Origin of the sequence: Hydrogenophaga sp. (genome assembly GCF_011772445.1) — a bacterium.
Classification (GTDB): domain Bacteria; phylum Pseudomonadota; class Gammaproteobacteria; order Burkholderiales; family Burkholderiaceae_C; genus Hydrogenophaga.
The window spans coordinates 86,921-107,444 of sequence record NZ_WVZN01000017.1 but is presented as its reverse complement, the minus strand read 5'-3'; the positions used below and the strand labels follow the sequence as shown (position 1 = coordinate 107,444).

The window sequence follows — 20,524 nt, the reverse complement described above, 5'->3', positions numbered from 1 at the left end:
GAGCGCCTTTGCGGACCGAACGCCCGCCGCTACACTGGCCGGGTGCATGCATTGATCGAATCCCACCGCGAACAACTGTTGTCGCTGGCGCGTCGCCGCGGCATCACCAGTGTTCGCGTCTTTGGTTCCATGGCCCGAGACCAGGCGCGCGACGACAGCGACGTGGACCTGCTGGTGACTCTTGCCCCCGGGACCAGCGCTCTTGCGCTCGGCGGCCTGTTGCTGGACGCGCAGGACCTGTTGGGACGGCCGGTGGACATCGTCACCGAAACCGGTCTTCACCCCGCGCTGCGCGACCGGGTGCTCGCTGACGCGGTGGCCTTGTGATTCCCGATTGGGACAGCGACCGAATCCTTCTCGCGCACATGCGCGAATGCATTCGGCGCATCCGCGAGTACACCCGGGATGAGCAGGCTCACTTCGAGGCGTCGCGTCTGGTCCAGGACGCGGTGATCCGCAATCTCCAGACCCTCATCGAACAGGACTTGCCAGCGCTGACCGCGGCCCTGGAGCGCATGCAGACACGCATGGGCGAACGGCCCTGAGGTCATCAAGCTGCGCGCTTGCTTGACGACGAATTCACAGTGCGCGTCGGTGTCCTGGCCGCGAGGCGCCCGAGCGAAACACACCGGCCAACAATCGGGCCGACAAAAGTCACCGCCCCGCCGGCACCCGCCCCAGCAGCCGTTCGATCGCCATCCCCAGCGACACCAGCCGCCGATCGCTCCCCGCCGGCCCGTCCAGCTCCAGCCCCACCGGCAGACGAGAAGAAGCGCCCAGGCCCACCGGCACCTGCACCCCCGGCAGCCCCGCGTTGCTCCCGGGGTCGGTGTTCTGGATGAACAGGCCGAATGTCTCCACGCTGCTGCTCTGCGGCCCCGCGTCGGCTGCCACCCGCGGCACCGTGGGGAACACCAGCGCGTCGATGCGGTGCTGCGCGAAGGTGTCCGCATAGAGCTTGATGAGCGCCGGCCGGTGCGTCGCCATCGCGGCGCGGTACACCGGCTCGGTGTCGGTCAGGCCCGCGGGCGCTGGCAGCTTGCGCGGTACCACCAGGGCCTCGTACGTCCCTTTCACGTCCGGGCTGGCGATGCCAGCGACCAGCTGCTGCAGGCTCACACCGGTGCCGCGCTCGCGCAGGTACTTCACCATGTCGTCGTGGGCCTCGTACATCGCCACGGGGAAGCCCACCATGCCGTTGAGCTGCATCAGCGTGGGCATGGGCACGTCCACCACCGTCACGCCCGCGCCGCGCAGGCGCACCAGCGCGGCATCGAAGGCGGCGCGGGTGTCGGCGTCCAGGTTGGCCATGAAGGCCTGCGACAGGCCCAGGCGCACACCACGCAGATCGGCCGCGGCGACCGGCGCGCCGCCCGCGATGACGCGGTCCATCAGCTCCACGTCGTTCATCGACACCGCCATCGGCCCTGCGGTGTCACGCGTGTGCGAGATGGGTGCGATGCCGGTCTGCGCATAGCGCCCCATGGTGGGTCGCAAGGACGCACAGCCGTTGAGCGCGCACGGCAGGCGCACCGAGCCGCCGGTGTCCGTGCCCAGCCCGGCCGGTGCCATGCGGCTGCCGATGGCCACCGCCGTGCCCGATGAGGAGCCGCCCGCCATCTTGGAGGGGTCGTAGGCGTTTCGCACACCCGGCTGCGGCCCGGTGTTGTAGGCCGGGTTGAAGCCCGAGATGCCGAAGGCCAGTTCGTGCATGTTGGTCTTGCCCAGCACCACGGCGCCGGCTTCGCGCAGTTTCGCCAGCACGGGGGCATCCGCCTTGGGCACGAAGTTCTTGAGCGCGGGCGTGCCCGCCGTGGCCGGCAGGCCGGCGGCCTCGATGTTGTCCTTCACCACGATGGGTACGCCCTGCAGCGGCAGGCAGGGCGCGCCACTCGCCCGGCGGGCATCGGCCGCGCGCGCCGCCGCCAGGGCGCCGGGCTCGTCGAGCGTGACGAAGGCGTTGAGCGCGGTGCGTGCCTTGGCGCGCTCCAGGTAGGCGCGGGTCAGCGCCTCGCTGCTCACGCGGCCGCTGCACACCGCGGCGGCGGCTTCGCTGGCGGTGAGCGCCGTCAGATCGGGCACGGGGCCGCCGGTGCTGGCGCAGCCGGCGAGCGCGGCGGCCAGGGCCAATGAGGACAACAGGGGAAAGCGGCGCATGGCAAAAGCTCCGGAAGTGGACGACATGGCCGGCGACTGTGCGCCCGCGCGCGCCCGCCGTCTGTCCTGAGGATTGATGACAGACCCGCCACAACCCCCCGTCCGGCACGGCGCTTGCACCGCTGTGCCGTGCCCCCTCACTTGCCCGGATTGACCCGCCCTGCCCCGCGCGCTACGTTCACGCCACTCCCCGCCCGCCATGCACCTCTCGCCCACCGAACAAGGCCAGCTCGCCGCCTGCTTCGCCCTGCTGGCGCAGGACCTGAACGAGCGCGACATCCGCGCGCGCCTGGGCGAGCAGTTGCTGCACCTCTTTCATGCCCAGCACTTCGCGTCCTACGTGTGGGACGAAGCCGCCAACCGCTTCGACCACGGCCTGGCCATCAACATGGACCCGGCCAACCTGGACCGCTACGACGCCTGGTACCAGTTCCGCGACCCGATCACCTTCCGCCTGCAGCAGCGCCGCCAGGCCACGCTGGTGAGCGAGGTGATGCCGCGCGCCGAGCTGCTGCGCTGCGAGTTCTTCAACGACTTCCTCGCGCGCGACGGCCTGCACTGGGGCATCAACCTGCACGCGTTCGACGGCGGCAAGGCGCTGGGCGACCTGCGCATCTGGCGCGGCCGCCAGGGCCGCGAGTTCGGCGCGCACGAGCGCGAGCTGCTGCAGTTCATCGAGCCGGCCTTCTCGGCCGCGCTGCGCCGCGCGCGCGACGCGCGCCGGCCCGACCCCGCCGTGAGCGACGCCGCGCTGGCCCTGCTGAGCCCGCGCGAGACCGCCGTGGCGCGCTGCGTGGGCCAGGGCCTCACCGACAAGGAAATCGCGCGCGAGCTGGGCATCGGCCTGCCCAGCGTGCGCACCTACCTGCAGCGCGTGTTCGAGAAGCTGGGCGTGCACCGGCGCGCGGCGCTGGCGCGGGTGGTGGACAGGCTCTGAGCCTCCGCCTCACTGCGGCTGGTACCCGCTGTCCTTGATGATGCGGGCCCAGACCTCGCGGTACGCACTCTCGCGCTTGCCCAGTTCCGCGCCGCTCATGTAACCCACCGTCAGCCCCATGGCCGAGAGCTTGTCGCGCACGTCGGGCATGGCGATCACCTTCTGCACCGCCGCGCCGAGTTTGTCCACCGCCGCCGCCGGCGTGCCGGCGGGCGCGAAGATGCCGTAGTACGGCACGTCTTCGAATCCCTTGATGCCGAGCTCGCTGAAGGTCGGCACCTCGGGCAGTGCGGCCTGGCGCTGGGTGCCCATCACGGCCACCACGCGCAGCTTGCCGGCCTTGTGGTTCTCGATGAAGTCGGGCACCGATCCCACGCCGGCCGGGATCTGGTTGCCCAGCATGTCGCCCATCATGGGCGCACTGCCGCGGTAGGGCGCGGCCACCAGGTCCAGGCCGTATTGCTTGCCGATGACCTGCACCGCGAACTGCGGCGTGGAGGCTGGCGCGGGAATGCCCACAGTGCTCTTGCCGCCGGCGGCCTTCACGCTGTCGATCCAGGTCTTGAAGTCGCGCGCGGGCGTGCCGCCGGACAGCGCCACGGCGTTCACGAAGGTGGCGAAGCCGGCCACGGGCACGAAGTCCTTCGACGGATCGAAGCCCGGGTTCTTCATGGTCAGCGGCAGGATGCTCACGCTGTGGTCGTGGCTCAGGAAGACCGTGCTGCCATCGGCCGGCGCGGCCTTCAGGGCCTGGCCCGCGAGCTGGCCGCCCGCGCCGGGCTTGTTCTCCACCACCACGGAGGTGCCCAGTTCGGTGTGCAGCTTCTCGGCCAGGATGCGCGCGATGGCGTCGGTACCGCCACCGGGCGGGAAACCCACCAGGATGCGGACATTGGACTGCGCGTGCGCGAAGCCGGCGGCCAGGGCCAGGGTGGCGGCGATGGCCGCGCGGCGGGACAGGATGGGGTTCATGCGGTGGGTCCTCCAGAAGAAAAAACGGGTGATGGGTCAGGCGCCTTCGCCATCGACGACGCTGGCGGCGGTGCGGAAGGCCTCCACGGCGGTGGGAATGCCGCAGTAGGCCGCTGCGTGCAGCAGCACCTCTTGCAATTCCTGGGCCGTGGCGCCGTTGTTGAGCGCACCACGTACGTGCCCTTTCAGCTCGTGCTGCTTGCCCAGTGCGGCCAGCATGGCCACGGTGATGAGGCTGCGCGTCTTGAGGTCCAGCACGCCGCGCTGCCACACGTCGCCCCAGGCCCGGCGCGTGATGTGGTGCTGCATGGGCTCGGTGAACGGCGTCATGCCGCCGAAGGCCTTGGCGACGAAGTCGTCGCCCATCACTTGCGTGCGCATGGCCAGGCCACGCTGGAATTCGGGGTCGTCGGGCAGGTTCATGGAGAGGGCCTCGCGGCATGTGGTTCGATGACGAGCGCAACGATACCGCAGGCCTCGCCGATACTCGGCGCTGGCCGAACCCCATGACCAGGAGACACACCATGCCCCAGAAAAACCGCTACCCCCTGCCCGACCTCAACACCCTGCCCGAGGACATCCAGGCCCGCATCCGCGAGGTGCAGGAGAAGTCCGGCTTCATCCCCAATGTGTTTCTCGCGCTGGCGCGCCGGCCCGCCGAGTGGCGCGCCTTCTTCGCGTACCACGACGCGCTGATGCTCAAGGAGACGGGCAGCCTCACCAAGGGCGAGCGCGAGATGATCGTCACCGCCACCAGCGCGGCCAACGGCTGCCTTTACTGCGTGGTGGCGCACGGCGCCATCCTGCGCATCTACGAGAAGAAGCCGCTCGTGGCCGACCAGGTGGCGGTGAACCACCGCAAGGCCGACATCACGCCGCGCCAGCGCGCGATGCTCGACTTCGCGATGAAGGTCTGCCTGCGTTCCAACGAGGTGGACGACGCCGACATGGACGCCCTGCACGCGCACGGCTTCGACGACGAGGACATCTGGGACATCACCGCCATCACCGCCTTCTTCGGCCTCTCGAACCGCATGGCCAACGTCACGGGCATGGCGCCCAACCCCGAGTTCTACCTGCTCGGACGCGTGCCCAAGGCCAAGTCGGCCGCGTGAACCCGGCCCTGTAGGACAAGGCCTCGTTTACGGACGGACACGGCAGAACCGCCGCAAATGGCGGCACGATGCGTGCAGCTCGATTCATGAGCGCACCATCACTTAGGAGGTTCACCATGTCCACCCACCACAAGTTCCGCACGCACGCCTTCCTGCTGGCCTCGGCCCTGGCCCTGGGCGTGGGCGCCGCGCATGCGGAAGACATGAAGGGTCGCATCCAGTCCATCGACAAGACCGCGCGCAGCTTCACCATCGCCAGCGAGGTGATCTACGTCACCGACAAGACGGACTACGAGAACGACTACAAGCGCTTCGAAGACCTGCGCGAGGGCCACTACGTGGAAGTGGACATCGAGCGCCGCGATGGCCGCCTGTACGCGGACGACATCGAGTTCAAGAAGAGCAAGCAGTAAGACCGGTGGGCGGCGCTCACGCGTTCACGCGCAGCAGCCGCCCGCTGTCGGTCAGCAGGTACAGGCGCCCGTCCGGGCCCTGCTGCACGTCGCGGATGCGTTCGCCCAGGGAGGCCAGGAAGCGCTCGCGGCCCACCACCGTGTTGCCGTCAAGCTGCAGGCGCCACAGGGCCTGGCCCGCCAGCGCGCCAACGAACAGGCTGCCCTGCCAATGCGCGGGCCCGCTGCCGGTGAAGAAGGTCATGCCGGCGGGCGCGGTGGAGCTCTTCTGACCGGACGTCCAGGGCGTGCCATCGCGCGTTTCCCACACCGACACCGGTTGCTCCATGCCGGCCTTGGCCGTGCCCTCGCCCCACTGGGTGGTGGTGCCGTACTGCTGGCCGTGGCTGATGACGGGCCAACCGTAGTTGAGACCCGCGAGCACTCGGTTGATCTCGTCGCCGCCCTGCGGTCCGTGCTCGCTGATCCACAGCTCGCCCGTGCCCGGATGAAGGGCGGCGCCTTGCGGGTTGCGGTGTCCGTAGCTCCAGAAGTGCGCCTGCGGGCCGATCGCCGCGAAGGGGTTGCCCGGCGCGGGATCGCCGTCGGTCTCGATGCGCGCCACCTTGCCGTTGCCCCGTGAAAGGTCCTGCGCGAACGGGGCCTGGTCGGCGTTCTGGCGGTCGCCCAGCGTGACGAACAAGTGGCCGCTGTTGTCGAACACCAGCCGCGAGCCGAAGTGGCCGCTGCTGGCCACCTTGGGCAGTTGGCGGTAGATCACCGTGAGGCCGACCAGGCTCGATGAGCCGGTGTCGAGTTCGGCGCGCGCCACCGCGGTGCCGTTGATGGAGGCGTTGCCGGGATCGACCTCGGAAAACGTGAAGTAGACGCGCCGGTTGGCCGCGAAGGACGGGTCGAGGGCGACGTCGAGCAGGCCGCCCTGCCCGCCCGTGCTCAGACCCGAGGGCAGACCCGAGATGGACTGGCGCGTGGACCCGTCGGCCGACAGCAGCCACAACTGCCCCGTGCGTCCCGTGATCAGCATGCGGCCATCGGGCAGGAAGGCCAGGCCCCAGGGATTGGACAGGCCCGCGGCCACTTCGGTCACGGTGACCGGCGTGGTGGTGGGAATGAAGGCCGGTGTGTTGCCCGAGCCCGGAGGCTGGCTTCCACCGCCACCACCCGGCTCACCGGAGTCCCCACCGCCGCCGCCCCCGCAGGACCACAGCGCGCCGCACAGCCCCAGCGCAACGAGGGCGTGGCTCAGACCTGGGAGGGGAAAACGGACCATCGGTCCATGCTAGGCCCCATCGCCGCCCGGGGATGCAAGCATTTGTGACCCGCGCGCGAGCGGCAGGCCCGGTGCCGACATGGCCACGCGCAGCACCGAACCGCTCACCGATTCCGTGCAGTACAAGGTCTTGCGCTCGGGCCCGCCAAAGGCCACGTTCGTCAGCGACGCGCCCGCCGGGCTGCGGATCACTTCCACCGGCTCGGCGCGCGCATTCAGCACCCAGGCGTAACCCAGGCCCGGGTTCGCCACGATCACGCGGCCCAATGCGTCGACCGCCAGGCCGTCCGGCCCGCTGGGCCCGTACGAAGTGAAGAAGGCGCTGACCTTGGACACGCTGCCGTCCTCGAGCAAGGGCACGCGCCACACCGCGTTGCCCCGCGTCACGCCCAGGTACAGCACGCGCTCGTCGGGCGACAGCGCCACACCGTTGGGGCTGGGCACGTTGGACAGCAGCAGGTCGAGCCGCCCATCGGGCCGGAGGCGGTACAGACGCCCGGTCGGGTCGTGCAGGCCGGTCTGGCCCTGGTCGCTGAAGTACAGGTTGCCCCGGGTGTCGAAGACCAGGTCGTTGATGCCCTTGAAGCGCTCGCTGTTTCGGCGCTCCAGGTAGGGCCTCACGGCGCCGCTGGCGAGTTCGCACGCCATGAGCCCGTTGCGGTAGTCGGCGATGAGCAGCTCCCGCTCGTTGAGAAACTTCATGCCGTTGGGCTCGCCGTCGTATTCCGCCACCAGCGACCAGGCGCCGCTCGCGTCGACACGGAAGATGCGGCCGAACGGGATGTCGGTCACGTACAGATTGCCTGCCGCATCGAACACCGGCCCTTCCAGGAAGCTGTCGGTCACCTGCCCCGGGCGGTTCGCCTCGCCCCAGCTCGAGCGGCTGTCCGGGCGCCGGAAGCTGTCCGGCAGTCGGGTGAAGACCTCGGCGTCGCGCAAGGCGGGGGGGTGCGGCAGGAACATGGCTTCTTACTGCTTCTCGAACGCGGAATGGGCCGCGATCTTGCCCCAATACGCCGTGCGGTCCTTGAGGTTGCGCGCGAAGGTGGCCGCGTCCCAGTGGCCGGGCTCGGCCGCAATGCCTTCGGCATAGGCCTTCATGTCGGCCGAGGCCATGGCGGTGGCGATCTCCTTCTGCAACCGGTCCATCACGTCCTGCGGCGTGCCTTTGGGCGCCCACAGGCCGGTGAAGTTGATGACACCGAAGTCCTTCACGCCCGCCTCGGCAAACGTCGGCACCTGCGGCAGCGCCGGCAGGCGCTTGTCGCCGCTGATGGCGAGCAGGCGGATGCGGTTGCCCTTGACCGGGCCGATGACGCCGGGCGTGGACGCGATCTGGTAGTCGATGGTGGCGCTGAGCAGCGCCTGCGTCGCCTCGCCCGCGCCCTTGAACGGCACGTGCAGGAAGCGCGCACCGGTGGCGATGCCCAGGGCTTCGCTGGCGAAGTGCGGCATGGTGCCGGGGCCGCCCGTGCCATAGCTCAGCTTGTTCGGTTCGGCCTTGGCGGCACGCAGCATCTCGTCGAGCGACTTGTACGGCGACTCGGCGCGCACCGCGACCGCCATGGGCGCGAACACGAAGGCGCCCACGGGCTCGAGGTCCTTGTCGTGGTCGAAGGGCAGCTTCTTGAAGATGTGCGGCAGCAGCGCAAAGGTGGTGTCGTTGGCCACCAGGGTGTAGCCGTCGGGCGCCGAGCGTGCGGCCGCGGACACGCCGATGGTGCCTGTGGCGCCGGGCCGGTTGTCGACGATGAAGCTCTGCCCGGTCTGCTCCTGCAGCTTGGCGGCCATCTTGCGCGTCACGGCATCCACCGCACCACCGGGTGCGTAGGGCACGATGATCCGCACGGTCTTGGTCGGCCAGTCCTGGGCGTGGGTGGCCGAGGCGGCCAGCATCAAGGCAATGGCCAAGAGGTGTCGGGTGTTCATGGGGTGTCTCCTGTTCAGTCGATGGTGATGCGGGCGGCCTTGATCACACGCGCCCACTTGGCGGTTTCTGCGGCCACGAAGTCGTCGAGTTCCTTCGCGCCACCGCTCGCGGGCAGCGCCCCCTGGCCCTGCAGCCGTTCGCGCATGGCGGGCGATGACAACACCTCGCGCATCTCGGTTTCCATGCGTCTGACGATGTCGGGCGGCGTGCCGGCGGGCGCGAAGATGCCGTTCCATTCGTAGGCACTGAAGCCCTTGAGGCCGGTCTCGGCGATGGTCGGCGTCTCGGGCATGCCCTCCAGGCGGCTGTCGTAAGCGGTGGCCAGCGCCTTGATCCGCCCCGCCTTCACCAGCGGGCCCGACGCGGTCACGGCGCTGAACATCAGATCCACCGTGCCGCCCGACAGATCGGTGAGCGCCGGGGCGCCACCGCGGTAGGGAATGTGCACGATGGCCAGGCCATGGCCTTGCTTGAAGAGTTCGCCGCTCAGGTGCGCGGCGCCACCGTTGCCCGCCGAGGCGTAGGACAGCTTGCCCGGGTTGGCTTTGGCGTACGTCACCAGCTCGGCCACGCTGTTGAAGCGCGAGTTGGCCGGTACCACCAGCAGGGTCGGGATGCGCGCCACCATCGCGATGGGCACGAAGTCCTTGCCATAGCTGAAGCCGAGCTTGGGGTAGAGCGAGGGATTGACCGCGAAAGCCGTGGCGTCGTACAGGAAGGTGTGGCCATCGGCGGGCGCCGAGGCCACGGTCATGGCGCCGATGGTGCCGCCCGCGCCGGGCTTGTTCTCCACGATCACCGACTGCTTCAAACGCTGCGTCAGCTCGGTGGCCACCGTGCGCGCCAGCGCATCGGCCGCGCCGCCGGCCGCGTAGGGCACGACGAAACGGATGGGTTTCTCGGGCCAGGCCGCGCGGGCCGCAGGCGCCGACAATGCGGCGGCCGCGAGGCAGGCGGTCAGCAGGTTCTTGAGGCCTTGTCTCATGGGTGTCTCCTTGTGGTGAAGGGCTGGGAGAGCCCGGGGGTGTCAAACCGTGGCGATGGGCGTGGCGGGCGAACCCACCGCGCCCGGCAGCCGCAAGGGCGGCGCCGTGAGCAGGAAGCGGTGGCGCGCGTGCGCGCGCAGCCAGCGGGCCAGCGCCGTGAGGTACCAGAGCTCACCGAGGTGAATGCCGTTCTTGAACAGACAGTGCTCATGCAGCGGCAAGCGCGGCTGGCGCAGCGCGGGGCCGCCCGCGGGCCGGGCCAGCTTGGGCACCACCAATTCCACCGCGGGGTTGTCGGCGAGCAGGCAGGCCAGCTTCACGTCGACGATCCAGTTGAGCAGCCGGCTGTCCCAGCCGTCGAGACCGCTGCCCGTGGCGTGCAGGGTCTGCAGATCGGGCTGGCGGTTCATGGCCAGCAGGGTGTCGGCAAAGCCGGTGTGCAGGCACACCATGTCGCCGCTCTCCACCTCGATGCCGTCGGCCTCGAGGATGCGCATCAGCGCGTCGTAGCCCACGGCCTGGCGGCGGCGGCCCAGGTGGTGTTCGAGGTCGATCATCACGCCCCGGCCCTGGGCGCCGTGCTCCGCGAGGTGTTCGATGCCCAACGCATCGGCCTGCGGCCCGGGGTAGCGCGCGAAGGCCTGCGTGGCCTGCGGGTCTTCGGCGCCGGGCCGGATGTGTTCGCCCGCCCGGTAGCCGTTGTAGAACACCGCCTCGGCCACGCCGTCGCCGTCGGCGTCGAACAGGCTGCCCATGTGGGCCAGGCTGTCCCACTGCGTGGAGTACTGCAGGCTGAGCAGGGCCACGTCGTCGTTGACCACGTCCGTGAGCTCGGGGTCTTCCGACGCGTAGGACCAGCAAAAGCCCTGCTGGCCGGCGCTGGCGCCGTTGCGGATCACCGAGAAGCGCTGCGGCGGCTGGCGGCGCGGGTTCATGCTGGCGCCACCAGGCAGGTCAAGCGGCAGCGAGAGGCAGAAGCTCAGGCCCTCGCGCACCTCGGCCACACCTTGCAGCACCTTCTCGCGCGTCACCAGGTTCATGCGGCCGCGCTGGTCGTCCGGGCCGAACTCCCCCCAGCGCGCGCCCTCGGGCGCGTGTGTCCAACGTCGGGCCATGGCGGGTCAGGCGTGCAGCACCGACAGCACGTTCTCGGCCGCCGCCACGCCCATCTTGACGTAGGCGTCCGACGTCACGCCGCCGATGTGGGGACTGAGGATGATGCGTTCTTCGCCGTGGAAGGGATGACCCGCCGTCATGGGCTCGACGGCAAAGCTGTCCAGGCCGGCGCAGGCCACCTGGCCCGAACGCACCGCGTCGAGCAGCGCGGGCTCGTCGATCAGCCCCCCGCGCGCGGTGTTCACCACGATCACGCCGGGCTTGCACAGGGCCAGGCTCTCGCGGTTGAGCAGGCCGCGGTTGTCCGCGGTGAGCGGGCAATGCAGTGAGATCGCGTCCGACTCGCGCCACAGCGTGGCCAGGTCCACGGCCTCGATGCCGGCGGGCAGGCTTTTCGCGAACGGATCGAAACCGATCACGCGCATCTCCATGGCCAGGGCCATGCGCGCGAAGCGTTGGCCGATGGCGCCCAGGCCCACCAGGCCCACGGTGCGCCCCGCCAGCTCCACGCTCTTGTGCGTGGCCTTGTCCCACCAGCCCGCATGCATGCGGGCGTTGAGCCGGGGCACGGATTTGGCACAGGCCAGCAGCAGCGCCAGGGCCTGCTCGGCCACCGCCGCGGCGTTGGCGCCCACGGCGGCACGGACTTCGATGTGGCGCGCCTGGGCCGCCACCTTGTCGATGGTGTCGGTGCCGCTGCCGTGCTTGGAGATCACGCGCAGCGCGGGCGCCGCGTCCATGGCGGCCGCGCCCACCTTGCCGTAACGCACGATGATGGCCTCGGGGTTGTGCGCCTGGCACAAGGTCACGATGTCCTCGTCGGTGGGCGTCTTGCCCGCGTAGACGATGTGAAAGTCGCTCAGCAGAGCCAGTGCCTGCGGGGCCAGGTCGGCCGCGGTGACCAGCAGCGCGGGCTTGAGTGCCACGGCATGGCTCACAGCCGCTCTCCTTCCTTGAGCACCCCGGCGGCGCGCAGTGCGGCGTCGAGCCACTTGGCGGCCGTGTCACCCTGCTGGATCGCGGCGATGCGCGCGGCCTCGTCCTTCACCTTCCTGTCGGCCAGCGGGATCAGCGCGGCCACGGCCTCGCGCTCGATCACCACCACGCCGTCGGCATCGCCCACGACCAGGTCGCCGGGGCGCACGGTCACGCCACCCACCGACACCGGGTGGCCGATGCGGCCCGGCACCAGCTTGGTGGGGCCATTGGGGTTGGTGCCCACGCTGAACACCGGAAACCCCATCTCCTCGATCTCGAGCGAGTCGCGCACGGCGCCGTCAACCACCACGCCCGCGATGCCCAGCTTCTGGCAGGCGGTCATCATGATGGTGCCCATGAGCGCGGCGGTCTGGTCGCCCTTGCCATCGATCACGAGCACGTCGCCCGGTTTCGCCAGCGACATGGCCGCGTGGATCATGAGGTTGTCGCCGGGACGAACCTCCACCGTGAACGCCGTGCCCGCCACTTGCATGCTCGGGCGCAGCGCGCTGATGCGGCCGTGCAGCGCGCCGCGGCGGCCGTTGACGTCGGCCAGGATGGCGGCCTGAAAGGCGCCCGCCTGTTGCACCAGTTCGGGAGACACGCGATCGAAGTCGCGCACGATATCGGGAAGGGACACGGTGGTTTCCTGAGGGTGGGTCAATCGATCTTGGCGCCCGAGTCCTTGACGACCTTGCCCCAGCGGACGATGTCGTCACGGATCAGCTTGCCGAACTGCTCGGGCGAGCCACCCAGCACGTCGGCGCCCTGGTCACTCAACTGCTTCTGCAGCGCGGGGGTCTGCAAGGCCTTGTTGATCTCGGTGTTCAAGCGGCCCACGACGTCCGCGGGCAGGTTGGCCGGGCCGAGCACGCCGAACCAGGTGACGGCCTCGAAGCCCTTGTAGCCAGACTCGGCGATGGTGGGCGCGTCCGGCAGGTCGTCCACTCGCTTGAGCGAGGTCACCACCAGCGGGCGCAGCTTGCCGTTCTTGATGTGGCCCAGCAGCGTGGGGATGGACGAGACATAGACCTCCACCCGCTCGCTCATCACGTCGTTGATGCCCTGCGCCGCGCCCTTGTAGGGGATGTGCATCAGCTTGATGCCGGCCTCGCGCTGGAACAGCTCCATCGCCAGGTGGGCCACCGTGCCGTTGCCCGAAGTCGCGAAGTTGATCGAGCCGGGCTTGGCCTTGGAAGCCGCGACGATGTCGGACAGGGTGCGGTACTTCGAGTTCGTCGCCACCACCAGCGTCAGCGGCGCGCTGGCCACCAGGGAGATGGGCGTCAGGTCCTTGACCGGGTCGTAGGGCAGCTTGTCGTACAGGGTGGCGTTGATCGCCAGGTTGCTGGTCTGCCCGAGCACGAGGCTGTGGCCATCGGGGGGTGACTTGGCGACGTTGTCGATGCCGATGTTGCCGCCCGAGCCCGGGCGGTTGTCGATCACGAAGTTCCACTTCGTGGCCTCGGTCATCTTCTGCGTGAGTTCGCGCCCGATCAGGTCGGTGCCGCCGCCGGCCGGGAACGGCACGACGAAGCGGATGGGCTTGTTGGGCCAGGCCTGGGCGTGGGCGCTGCCCATGAAGGCAGCGGCGAAGGTGGTGGCGAGGGCGAGCCCCGTGACGGTGCGGCGGGTGATGTTCACTGTCTTGTCTCCATCGTTGTGCAGCGATCGCTTTCGCTGTGGCCCGGATTCTGGACAAGGGTTGCGCTCCGTACAATGCCGTTGCGCACAACGAAACGAGGTGCAGTATGCGAAACCCCGACGACAACGAAGAAGCCGGTGGCCCGGGCGGCGTGACCGCCGTGACGCGCGCGCTCTCGCTGATGGAGGCCTTTCAGGCCGGTGAATCGACGCTCTCGCTCGCCGAGCTGAGCCGGCGCACCGGCATCCACAAGACCACCGTGCTGCGGCTGGCGCGCACGCTCGCGCTGTCGCACTACATGGTCCAGGAGGACGACGGGCAATGGCGCCTGGGCCCGGCCACCGGCTGGCTGGGCGCGCGGTACCAACGCGGGTTCGACGTGAACCTCGTCGTGGAGCCGGTGTTGCGCGAGCTGGTGGCGCTCACCGGGGAAAGCGCCTCGTTCTACGTCAGGGAAGGGTCGATCCGCGCCTGCATCTCACGCGTCGAAGGCCCGCATTCGGTGCGGCACCACGTGCGCATCGGCGAGCGGCTGCCGCTGGACAAGGGCGCGCCCGGGCGCGTCATCCTGGCCTTCAGCGGCGAACGGGGCGAACCCTACGAAAGCATCCGCAAGCGCGGCTACCACCTCTCGCTGGGCGAACGCGAGCCCGAGGTGTCGAGCGTGGCCGCTCCGGTGTTCGGCCTGAGCTGGCGCCTGCTGGGTTCGATGTGCATCTCCGGCCCGAGCTCGCGCCTGCAAAAGAGCAAGCTCGACAAGTACGCGCAGCACGTCATCCGCGCAGCGAACGAACTGTCGTACGCCCTGGCGGGAAGCCGTTCGGCGAACACGCCGCCCGTGGTCTCGAACTGGCATCCGTGAGCGGGCTGGCGCGCCGCTCGCGGATCAGCCCTCCAGGTGCTGGCGCAGCAAGGGCGGGATCGGAGCCGACTTCTGCTGCGGGAAGTTCACCCACACCGTGGTGGCCCCGCCCGAGGCGTAGACCGTGTCGGGGTCGTCGGCGCGCGTGAGCGTGCACCAGCTCTCGAAGCTGCTGCGGCCCGCGTCGCTCACGTACATGGTGGCGATCACCTCGCCCGGGAACTCGAGCTGTTTGTGGAAGGTGCAGAAGGCGTTGATGATCACCGGGCCTTCGCCGCGCGGGTCGGGTTCGCAGCCGATGGAATGCATCCAGTCGATGCGGATGGTTTCCAGGTAGCGGAAGTAGACCGTGTTGTTCACGTGTCCCATGGCGTCCATGTCGCCCCAGCGGATGGGGATGCGCATCTGGTGGACCTGTTTCTTCTTCTCGGGCAGTTCGAATTTCATCGGTGGGCGCGGATGGAGGCGAGGATGCCCAGCACGAACAGCGCGCACGCCAGCCACTGCACGGCGGCGGGCCACAGGCCGTTCCAGACGAAGGTGTAGAGCAGACCGAACACGGTCTCGCTCACGATGAGTTGGCCCGCGAGGCTGGGGCTGAGCCGGCGGCTGGCCATGTTCCACAGCACCGAGGCGACCCAGGCCGCGCCGATGCCGGTGACCAGGCTCACCACCACGAACAGGCCGACGCGCGGCTGCGCGATGAGCTCGGCGGGCGCGCTGCCCGCCACCGCCGCGATGCCGATGGCACCCAGCCCGGCGGCCACGCCCAGCCAGTTGGCCCACAGCGTGGAGTTGACCTCGGGGTGGCGCGCCAGCCAGCGGGCGTTGAGCAGGCCGAAGGCCGTCCACGACGCCGTGGCCAATGCCGCGAGCAGCACGCCCAGCCACAGCCTGGAACCGGCGCCTGCGCCGCCACCGTGCGCGCTGGACTGCATCATCAGCGCGATGCCCGCGGCCGTGAGCAACAGCCCCGGCAGCAGCGCGCGCCAGCGCAGGCCCTGCGGCTTGCCCAGCAGCATGACCCACAGCGGAATGGTGCCGATGATCAGCACCGGCAGCGCCGCCCCCGCGGCCTGGATGGCCAGCACCAGCAGCAGGTAATAGCCCGTATAGCCCAGCAGGCTCAGGCCCAGTGCGGCCCAGGCCTGCGGCGCCGTGGGCCAGCGCGCCTCGCCACGCAGCGCGGCCCACAGCAGCAGCACGATCGACAGCAGCCCGCAGGCGAGGAAACGGCCCACGGTGAGATCGACCGTGCCGAACTCGGGCAGGACCAAAGGGGCGACGAACGTGGTGCCCCAGAAAGCGCCAGCCCCGAGGCCAGCGAGGACCCCAACCCCGGACACACCGCGGAACGGGCTTTGCCCGGCCGCAGGTGTTGCCCCTCGGGGGGTGACGCCGAAGGCGGCGCGGGGGGTGCCCATCTACGCACCGAAGCCGTCGTCGGCCGCGATCACGGCGCCGTTGACGAAATGGCTTTCGTTCGAGCACAGCATCACCAGCAGCGCGTCCAGGTCGCTGGCCTGGCCCAGGCGTTTGCGCGGCGTCATCTCGATGAGCTTCTTCCCTTGCTCGGTCTGCCAGTGCTCGTGGTTGAGTTCGGTGTCGATGTAGCCGGGGCAGATGGCGTTGACGTTGATGCCGAAGCGGCCCCACTCCACCGCCATGGCCTTGGTCATCTGCACCACGGCGGCCTTGCTCATGCAGTACACGCCGATCTGCGGCAGCACCTTCAGCCCGGCCATGGACGCGATGTTGACGATGCGCCCACCCACAAAGGTGCCCGGTGCCGCGCCCTTGGCGCGCGCGATCATGCGCTTGCCCACCTCTTGCGCCACGAAGAAGGCGCCTTTGGTGTTGGTGTCGAAGACGAAGTCGTAGTCGGCCTCCGTCACGTCCTGCAGGCGCTGCGTGGTGCTCACGCCCGAGTTGTTGACCAGGATGTCGATGGGACCGACCTCGGTCTCCGCGTGCGCGATGGCGGCCTTGATGGAGGCCAGGTCGGTCACGTCGAGCGCCACCACGTGCGCCGCGCCGCCCTCGGCCTCGATGTGCGCGCGCAGGTTCATGAGTCGGTCGGTGCGGCGGCTGGCCAGCACCACGGCCGCGCCGGCCTGGGCCAGGGTCTTGGCGAACTGCGCGCCCAGTCCGCTGGACGCGCCAGTGACGAGGGCCACGCGGCCCGAGAGATCGAGGGTGTAGGCCATGCTGAGGCTCCCAAATGTGAACGGTCGTTCGATTTTGTGCGCTCGCCGCATAAAATGCGGTCCACTCCGGGACAAGAGCCCTTCGCAAAGGAGAGCGGCCGGAGGCTGTCAAACATTATGAGCGAGACCCCCCATGACGCATGACGAGATCCTGGCCCGGTTCGGCCCCCGCGAAGCCATGGAATACGACGTGGTCGTGGTCGGCGCCGGCCCTGCCGGCCTGTCCACCGCCATCCGCCTGAAGCAACTGGCCGCCGAAAAAGGCACCGAGGTCAACGTCTGCGTACTGGAGAAAGGCTCCGAGCCGGGCGCGCACATCCTCTCCGGCGCCGTGATGGACCCGCGCGGCATCAACGAACTGTTCCCCGACTGGAAGGAGCGCGGCGCGCCGCTGAACCAGCCCGTCACCGGTGATGACTTGCTCATGCTCAGCGAGACGGGGTCGAGCCGCACGCCCGACTTCCTGATGCCGCGCAACTTCCACAACGACGGCTGCTACGTCATCAGCCTGGGCAATGTGGTGAAGTGGCTGGCCGAGCAGGCCGAGGCACTGGGCGTGGAGATCTTCCCGGGCTTCACCGCCGCCGAGATCCTCTACAACGACGATGGCTCGGTGAAAGGCGTGGCCACCGGCAATCAAGGCATCGGCAAGGATGGCGAGCCCACCGAGGCCTTCCAGCTCGGCATGGAACTGCACGCGAAGTACACGGTGTTCGCCGAAGGCGCGCGCGGCCACCTGGGCAAGCAGCTCATCGGCAAGTTCGACCTCGACAAGGGCAAGGACCCGTCGAGCTGGGCGATCGGCGTGAAGGAGCTGTGGGAGATCCCGGCCGACAAGGCCAGGCCCGGCCTGGTGGTGCACACCGCCGGCTGGCCCATGACGGACGACACCTTCGGCGGTGGCTTCCTCTACCACCTGGAGGACAACAAGGTCACGCTGGGTTTCGTCATCGGGCTGGACTACAGCAACCCCTGGCTCTCGCCCTTCGAGGAGATGCAGCGCTGGAAGACGCACCCGGCCATCAAGGCGCACATCGAGGGCGGCAAGCGCCTGGGCTACGGCGCGCGCGCCATCAACAACGGCACGCCGCAGGCCATGCCCAAGACCGTGTTCCCCGGCGGCGCGCTGGTGGGCTGCGACGCGGGTTACCTCAACGCCGCGCGCATCAAGGGCAGCCACGCGGCCATCAAGAGCGGCATGCTGTGTGCCGAGGCCGCGTACGAGGCCGTGACCGCCGGCCGCTCCAGCGACGAATTGAGCGCCTACCCCGCCGCCTTCGAGAAGAGCTGGCTGCACGAGGAACTCTGGCAGACGCGCAACTTCAAGGCCTGGTTCAAGAAGGGCCCGCTCATGGGCAAGCTCATGACGGGCATCGAGCAGTGGCTGCTGCCCAAGATCGGCGTGAGCGCCCCGCCCTGGACCCTGCACCGAACCAAGCCCGACCACGAGTACCTGAAGCCGGCCGACCAGATGCCGAAGATCGCCTACCCCAAGGCGGACGGTGTGCTCACCTTCGACCGGCTCTCCAGCGTCTTCGTCTCCAACACCAACCACGAAGAAAACCAGCCCGCGCACCTGACGCTGAAGAACAGCACGGTGCCGGTGCAGGTGAACCTGGCGACGTACGCGGGTCCCGAGAGCCGCTACTGCCCGGCCGGCGTGTACGAATTCGTGAAGACCGACACCGGCGAGGACCGCCTGCAGATCAACGCGCAGAACTGCGTGCACTGCAAGACCTGCGACATCAAGGACCCGACGCAGAACATCGTCTGGGTGACGCCCGAGGGCGGCGGCGGGCCGAATTACGCGGGGATGTGAGCGCCCGTGGCGTGACGTCCCTCACGCGATCCCCGAGAGGCCGCCCACGGGCGGCCTTTTTGCGTCCGCTGTAACGCAACCGTCATCCGGCCTGCCCAGAGTGCTGCTTATTCTGCAGCACCCTGCGAAACGCCATGCTCATCAAGACCGACAAAGGCCGCAGCGAACTCCTGCCCGGCCAGCGCACGCTGGGCCAACGCGAGCGCGCCATCCTGCTCGTGGCCGACGGCCGCAAGTCCACCGATTCCCTCAACGCCCTCTTCCACGGCGAAGGCCGCGCGATGGTGGAGGCGCTGATCGCCGGTGGCTACCTCATCGAACAGGCGCCCGCGGCACCACCCGCGCGCCCGGTGCCTCCGCCGCCGCGCGGTTCGGTCGATACCTTCAGCGGCCCGCGCTCCCTCGCCAGCGCGCGCATGTTCCTGTTCGACCTGTCGGACCGCATGTTCGCCGCGCGCGACCGCGCCCTGGCCGACCGCTTCCGTCAGGCGCTGCGTGAAGCGCGTGACGCGAACAGCATGATGACCGTGGGCCAGGAGATGCTCACCGAGATCGAGCGCGTCGCGGGGGCGGAACGCGCGGCGTCGATCCGTGAGCGCCTGGCGAAGGTGCTGCCGGAGTCGGCGCTGCAGGAAGCCTGAGCGGCCCGCCCCGGCGCGGATCAGGGTCGGGCGCCGTGCACGCCGGCTTCCCGGCTAGAATCCGCCGCATTGTCAGGAGAGCGTTCCTTCGAGGAACCGCCGAAGGCGCAGGAGGCTGGAACGGCCCCGAACGCTCAGGCAAAAGGACTGGCAGACGCCCGCCGAACGGCAGGCGATCCCCCCTGGAGAGAGGCCCCACCCGATGGGGTCCACCGAAGGAGCAAGCGCGGCATCGCCCGCGTGAATCTCTCAGGTAAAGCGGACAGTGGGGCAGCGCACGGATGAGCCCGTGTCCCGCCCCGCGAGGGGCCTGCCCCCGCCAGCGAGCCCGCCTTGTCCGCCTCCGACGCCTCCTCCGATCTCCTTCAGACCCCGCTGCACGCGCTGCACCTTGAACTGGGCGCGCGCATGGTGCCTTTTGCGGGCTACAGCATGCCGGTGCAATACCCGGCGGGCCTGATGGCCGAGCACCTGCACACGCGCAGCGCCGCCGGCCTGTTCGACGTCTCGCACATGGGCCAGCTGCGGCTGATCGGCCCCGACGCGGCCGCCGCCTTCGAAAGCCTGATGCCGGTGGACGTGATCGGCCTGGCGCCCGGCAAGCAGCGCTACGGCCTGCTGCTCACCGACGAGGGCACGGTCATCGACGACCTGATGTTCGTGAACCGGGGCGAGGATCTCTTCGTCATCGTCAACGGCGCCTGCAAGCACGGCGACCTCAAGCACATCGCCGATCGCATCGGCGCGCGCTGCACCATCGAGCCGCAGTTCGACCGCGGCCTGCTCGCGCTGCAGGGCCCGCAGGCCGTAGCGGCGCTGCAGCGCCTGGTGCCCGGCGTCGAGAAGCTGGTCTTCATGACCGGTGGCTCCTTCGCCTGGCAAGGCCAATCGCTCTTCATCACGCGCAGCGGCTACACCGGCGAGGACGGTTTCGAGATTTCCCTGGCCGCTGCCGACACCGAGGCCTTCGCGCGCGCCCTGCTCGAACAGCCCGAAGTGAAGCCCGTGGGCCTGGGCGCGCGCAACTCGCTGCGCCTGGAGGCCGGCCTGTGCCTCTACGGCAACGACATCGACACCACCACCACGCCCGTGGAGGCCGCGTTGAACTGGGCCATGCAGAAGGTGCGCCGCACGGGCGGCGCACGCGCGGGCGGCTTCCCCGGCGCCGATCGCGTGCTGGCGCAACTCGACGGCACCACGCCGCCGCAGCGCGTGCGCGTCGGCCTGATCGCCCGGGAACGCGTACCGGTGCGCGAGCACACCGAATTGCAGAGCGAGGCCGGCGAGCGCCTCGGTGAAGTCACCAGCGGCCTGCTCGGCCCCAGCATCAACCAGCCCATCGCCATGGGCTACGTGCCACCGGCCTTCGCCGCCGTGGGCACGCGACTGAACGCCATGGTGCGCGGCAAGGCCGTGCCCATGCAGGTATCCGCCTTGCCCTTCGTCCCCAACCGTTACCACCGTGGCTGAACGCCC

Annotated in this window: 23 protein-coding genes and 2 riboswitches; of the genes, 9 read left to right on the top strand and 14 right to left on the bottom strand. The window is 69.5% G+C overall.

Annotated elements, in window-relative coordinates; all coding sequences use genetic code 11:
- Positions 1 to 42 precede the first annotated feature (42 nt).
- Together GTO19_RS07360 and GTO19_RS07355 are read left to right on the top strand one after the other, a co-directional pair.
- The gene (locus tag GTO19_RS07360) at positions 43 to 327 is read left to right on the top strand and encodes a nucleotidyltransferase family protein (protein ID WP_291019799.1); all 285 of its coding nucleotides are present in this window, start codon (positions 43 to 45) and stop codon (positions 325 to 327) included.
- A 38-nt stretch (positions 328 to 365) separates the two neighbouring features.
- A complete protein-coding gene (locus GTO19_RS07355; protein ID WP_291019796.1) occupies positions 366 to 545 on the top strand; it encodes a HepT-like ribonuclease domain-containing protein in 180 nt (59 codons plus the stop codon).
- Positions 546 to 654: 109 nt separating this feature from the next.
- Here the strand turns inward: GTO19_RS07355 and iaaH are convergent, their stop codons facing one another.
- Positions 655 to 2,157 carry an indoleacetamide hydrolase gene (gene iaaH / locus GTO19_RS07350; RefSeq protein ID WP_291019794.1) on the bottom strand — a complete coding sequence of 501 codons (1,503 nt, stop codon included), beginning with the start codon at positions 2,155 to 2,157 and terminating at the stop codon, positions 655 to 657.
- Positions 2,158 to 2,356: 199 nt separating this feature from the next.
- Between iaaH and GTO19_RS07345 the strand changes: the two genes are divergently transcribed.
- Positions 2,357 to 3,094 carry a helix-turn-helix transcriptional regulator gene (locus tag GTO19_RS07345; RefSeq protein WP_291019792.1) on the top strand — a complete coding sequence of 246 codons (738 nt, stop codon included), beginning with the start codon at positions 2,357 to 2,359 and terminating at the stop codon, positions 3,092 to 3,094.
- A 9-nt stretch (positions 3,095 to 3,103) separates the two neighbouring features.
- On the opposite strand, the gene GTO19_RS07340 is transcribed toward GTO19_RS07345, so the two are convergent.
- Entirely contained in the window at positions 3,104 to 4,066 is a 963-nt protein-coding gene (locus GTO19_RS07340; RefSeq protein ID WP_291019789.1) for a Bug family tripartite tricarboxylate transporter substrate binding protein, read from the bottom strand.
- Between the two features lie 36 nt (positions 4,067 to 4,102).
- Positions 4,103 to 4,489: a carboxymuconolactone decarboxylase family protein gene (locus tag GTO19_RS07335; RefSeq protein ID WP_291019786.1), complete on the bottom strand. Its 387-nt coding sequence runs from the start codon at positions 4,487 to 4,489 to the stop codon at positions 4,103 to 4,105.
- A 101-nt stretch (positions 4,490 to 4,590) separates the two neighbouring features.
- On the opposite strand from GTO19_RS07335, the gene GTO19_RS07330 reads away from it, so the two are divergent.
- Positions 4,591 to 5,181, top strand: coding sequence for a peroxidase-related enzyme (locus GTO19_RS07330; protein WP_291019783.1), 591 nt, complete (start codon positions 4,591 to 4,593; stop codon positions 5,179 to 5,181).
- A gap of 116 nt (positions 5,182 to 5,297) precedes the next feature.
- A complete protein-coding gene (locus GTO19_RS07325; protein WP_291019780.1) occupies positions 5,298 to 5,594 on the top strand; it encodes a DUF5666 domain-containing protein in 297 nt (98 codons plus the stop codon).
- A 16-nt stretch (positions 5,595 to 5,610) separates the two neighbouring features.
- Here GTO19_RS07325 and GTO19_RS07320 read toward each other — a convergent pair whose 3' ends face one another.
- The 8 genes from GTO19_RS07320 to GTO19_RS07285 are packed head-to-tail and all read right to left on the bottom strand — an operon-like array spanning position 5,611 to position 13,455.
- A complete protein-coding gene (locus GTO19_RS07320) occupies positions 5,611 to 6,864 on the bottom strand; it encodes a PQQ-dependent sugar dehydrogenase (RefSeq protein WP_291019778.1) in 1,254 nt (417 codons plus the stop codon).
- Between the two features lie 9 nt (positions 6,865 to 6,873).
- On the bottom strand, positions 6,874 to 7,827 hold the full coding sequence (locus GTO19_RS07315; RefSeq protein WP_291019776.1) for an SMP-30/gluconolactonase/LRE family protein: 954 nt from the start codon (positions 7,825 to 7,827) through the stop codon (positions 6,874 to 6,876).
- Between the two features lie 6 nt (positions 7,828 to 7,833).
- A complete protein-coding gene (locus GTO19_RS07310) occupies positions 7,834 to 8,793 on the bottom strand; it encodes a tripartite tricarboxylate transporter substrate binding protein (protein ID WP_291019774.1) in 960 nt (319 codons plus the stop codon).
- A 14-nt stretch (positions 8,794 to 8,807) separates the two neighbouring features.
- Positions 8,808 to 9,779 carry a tripartite tricarboxylate transporter substrate binding protein gene (locus tag GTO19_RS07305; RefSeq protein ID WP_291019772.1) on the bottom strand — a complete coding sequence of 324 codons (972 nt, stop codon included), beginning with the start codon at positions 9,777 to 9,779 and terminating at the stop codon, positions 8,808 to 8,810.
- Positions 9,780 to 9,821: 42 nt separating this feature from the next.
- Positions 9,822 to 10,895 (bottom strand): cyclase family protein, encoded by a 1,074-nt coding sequence (locus tag GTO19_RS07300; RefSeq protein ID WP_291019769.1) that lies wholly within the window; start codon positions 10,893 to 10,895, stop codon positions 9,822 to 9,824.
- A gap of 6 nt (positions 10,896 to 10,901) precedes the next feature.
- Positions 10,902 to 11,834 carry an NAD(P)-dependent oxidoreductase gene (locus tag GTO19_RS07295; RefSeq protein WP_291019766.1) on the bottom strand — a complete coding sequence of 311 codons (933 nt, stop codon included), beginning with the start codon at positions 11,832 to 11,834 and terminating at the stop codon, positions 10,902 to 10,904.
- Complete coding sequence (locus tag GTO19_RS07290) at positions 11,831 to 12,514, bottom strand: RraA family protein (RefSeq protein ID WP_291019764.1); 684 nt, start codon at positions 12,512 to 12,514, stop codon at positions 11,831 to 11,833. The genes GTO19_RS07295 and GTO19_RS07290 overlap by 4 nt, the downstream gene beginning before the upstream one ends.
- A 20-nt stretch (positions 12,515 to 12,534) precedes the next feature.
- Entirely contained in the window at positions 12,535 to 13,455 is a 921-nt protein-coding gene (locus GTO19_RS07285; protein WP_291020132.1) for a tripartite tricarboxylate transporter substrate binding protein, read from the bottom strand.
- Positions 13,456 to 13,625: 170 nt separating this feature from the next.
- Here GTO19_RS07285 and GTO19_RS07280 point away from each other — a divergent pair, with 170 nt between their 5' ends.
- A complete protein-coding gene (locus GTO19_RS07280; protein ID WP_291019761.1) occupies positions 13,626 to 14,381 on the top strand; it encodes an IclR family transcriptional regulator in 756 nt (251 codons plus the stop codon).
- A gap of 24 nt (positions 14,382 to 14,405) precedes the next feature.
- Here GTO19_RS07280 and GTO19_RS07275 read toward each other — a convergent pair whose 3' ends face one another.
- From GTO19_RS07275 to GTO19_RS07265, 3 genes are read right to left on the bottom strand one after another with little or no spacing between them, the layout of a single operon-like run.
- Positions 14,406 to 14,828 (bottom strand): thioesterase family protein, encoded by a 423-nt coding sequence (locus GTO19_RS07275; protein WP_291019758.1) that lies wholly within the window; start codon positions 14,826 to 14,828, stop codon positions 14,406 to 14,408.
- Entirely contained in the window at positions 14,825 to 15,805 is a 981-nt protein-coding gene (locus tag GTO19_RS07270; protein ID WP_291019755.1) for a DMT family transporter, read from the bottom strand. Before GTO19_RS07270 ends, GTO19_RS07275 begins: the two co-directional genes overlap by 4 nt.
- A complete protein-coding gene (locus tag GTO19_RS07265; RefSeq protein ID WP_291019751.1) occupies positions 15,806 to 16,588 on the bottom strand; it encodes an SDR family oxidoreductase in 783 nt (260 codons plus the stop codon). It lies immediately after the preceding gene.
- 133 nt (positions 16,589 to 16,721) lie between these two features.
- Here GTO19_RS07265 and GTO19_RS07260 point away from each other — a divergent pair, with 133 nt between their 5' ends.
- From GTO19_RS07260 to gcvT, 3 genes are all read left to right on the top strand, one after another.
- Positions 16,722 to 18,407: an electron transfer flavoprotein-ubiquinone oxidoreductase gene (locus GTO19_RS07260; RefSeq protein WP_291019748.1), complete on the top strand. Its 1,686-nt coding sequence runs from the start codon at positions 16,722 to 16,724 to the stop codon at positions 18,405 to 18,407.
- Positions 18,408 to 18,541: 134 nt separating this feature from the next.
- On the top strand, positions 18,542 to 19,048 hold the full coding sequence (locus GTO19_RS07255) for a hypothetical protein (protein WP_291019745.1): 507 nt from the start codon (positions 18,542 to 18,544) through the stop codon (positions 19,046 to 19,048).
- Between the two features lie 63 nt (positions 19,049 to 19,111).
- A riboswitch (glycine riboswitch) is annotated at positions 19,112 to 19,208 on the top strand.
- 12 nt (positions 19,209 to 19,220) lie between these two features.
- Positions 19,221 to 19,324: riboswitch (glycine riboswitch) on the top strand.
- 57 nt (positions 19,325 to 19,381) lie between these two features.
- Positions 19,382 to 20,518, top strand: coding sequence for a glycine cleavage system aminomethyltransferase GcvT (gene gcvT, locus GTO19_RS07250; protein ID WP_291019742.1), 1,137 nt, complete (start codon positions 19,382 to 19,384; stop codon positions 20,516 to 20,518).
- Positions 20,519 to 20,524 lie beyond the last annotated feature (6 nt).

What these genes read in the sequence shown, in the direction of transcription:
- GTO19_RS07330 (WP_291019783.1), top strand. Translation starts at nt 4,591, where the DNA reads ATGCCCCAGAAAAACCGCTACCCCCTGCCCGACCTCAACACCCTGCCC.
- GTO19_RS07340 (WP_291019789.1), bottom strand. Translation starts at nt 4,066, where the DNA reads ATGAACCCCATCCTGTCCCGCCGCGCGGCCATCGCCGCCACCCTGGCC.
- GTO19_RS07345 (WP_291019792.1), top strand. Translation starts at nt 2,357, where the DNA reads ATGCACCTCTCGCCCACCGAACAAGGCCAGCTCGCCGCCTGCTTCGCC.
- GTO19_RS07275 (WP_291019758.1), bottom strand. Translation starts at nt 14,828, where the DNA reads ATGAAATTCGAACTGCCCGAGAAGAAGAAACAGGTCCACCAGATGCGC.
- GTO19_RS07265 (WP_291019751.1), bottom strand. Translation starts at nt 16,588, where the DNA reads ATGGCCTACACCCTCGATCTCTCGGGCCGCGTGGCCCTCGTCACTGGC.
- GTO19_RS07325 (WP_291019780.1), top strand. Translation starts at nt 5,298, where the DNA reads ATGTCCACCCACCACAAGTTCCGCACGCACGCCTTCCTGCTGGCCTCG.
- GTO19_RS07280 (WP_291019761.1), top strand. Translation starts at nt 13,626, where the DNA reads ATGCGAAACCCCGACGACAACGAAGAAGCCGGTGGCCCGGGCGGCGTG.
- GTO19_RS07270 (WP_291019755.1), bottom strand. Translation starts at nt 15,805, where the DNA reads ATGGGCACCCCCCGCGCCGCCTTCGGCGTCACCCCCCGAGGGGCAACA.
- GTO19_RS07335 (WP_291019786.1), bottom strand. Translation starts at nt 4,489, where the DNA reads ATGAACCTGCCCGACGACCCCGAATTCCAGCGTGGCCTGGCCATGCGC.
- GTO19_RS07260 (WP_291019748.1), top strand. Translation starts at nt 16,722, where the DNA reads ATGACGCATGACGAGATCCTGGCCCGGTTCGGCCCCCGCGAAGCCATG.
- GTO19_RS07300 (WP_291019769.1), bottom strand. Translation starts at nt 10,895, where the DNA reads ATGGCCCGACGTTGGACACACGCGCCCGAGGGCGCGCGCTGGGGGGAG.
- GTO19_RS07255 (WP_291019745.1), top strand. Translation starts at nt 18,542, where the DNA reads ATGCTCATCAAGACCGACAAAGGCCGCAGCGAACTCCTGCCCGGCCAG.
- GTO19_RS07305 (WP_291019772.1), bottom strand. Translation starts at nt 9,779, where the DNA reads ATGAGACAAGGCCTCAAGAACCTGCTGACCGCCTGCCTCGCGGCCGCC.
- GTO19_RS07315 (WP_291019776.1), bottom strand. Translation starts at nt 7,827, where the DNA reads ATGTTCCTGCCGCACCCCCCCGCCTTGCGCGACGCCGAGGTCTTCACC.
- iaaH (WP_291019794.1), bottom strand. Translation starts at nt 2,157, where the DNA reads ATGCGCCGCTTTCCCCTGTTGTCCTCATTGGCCCTGGCCGCCGCGCTC.
- GTO19_RS07320 (WP_291019778.1), bottom strand. Translation starts at nt 6,864, where the DNA reads ATGGTCCGTTTTCCCCTCCCAGGTCTGAGCCACGCCCTCGTTGCGCTG.
- GTO19_RS07310 (WP_291019774.1), bottom strand. Translation starts at nt 8,793, where the DNA reads ATGAACACCCGACACCTCTTGGCCATTGCCTTGATGCTGGCCGCCTCG.
- GTO19_RS07285 (WP_291020132.1), bottom strand. Translation starts at nt 13,455, where the DNA reads ATGGGCAGCGCCCACGCCCAGGCCTGGCCCAACAAGCCCATCCGCTTC.
- GTO19_RS07355 (WP_291019796.1), top strand. Translation starts at nt 366, where the DNA reads ATGCGCGAATGCATTCGGCGCATCCGCGAGTACACCCGGGATGAGCAG.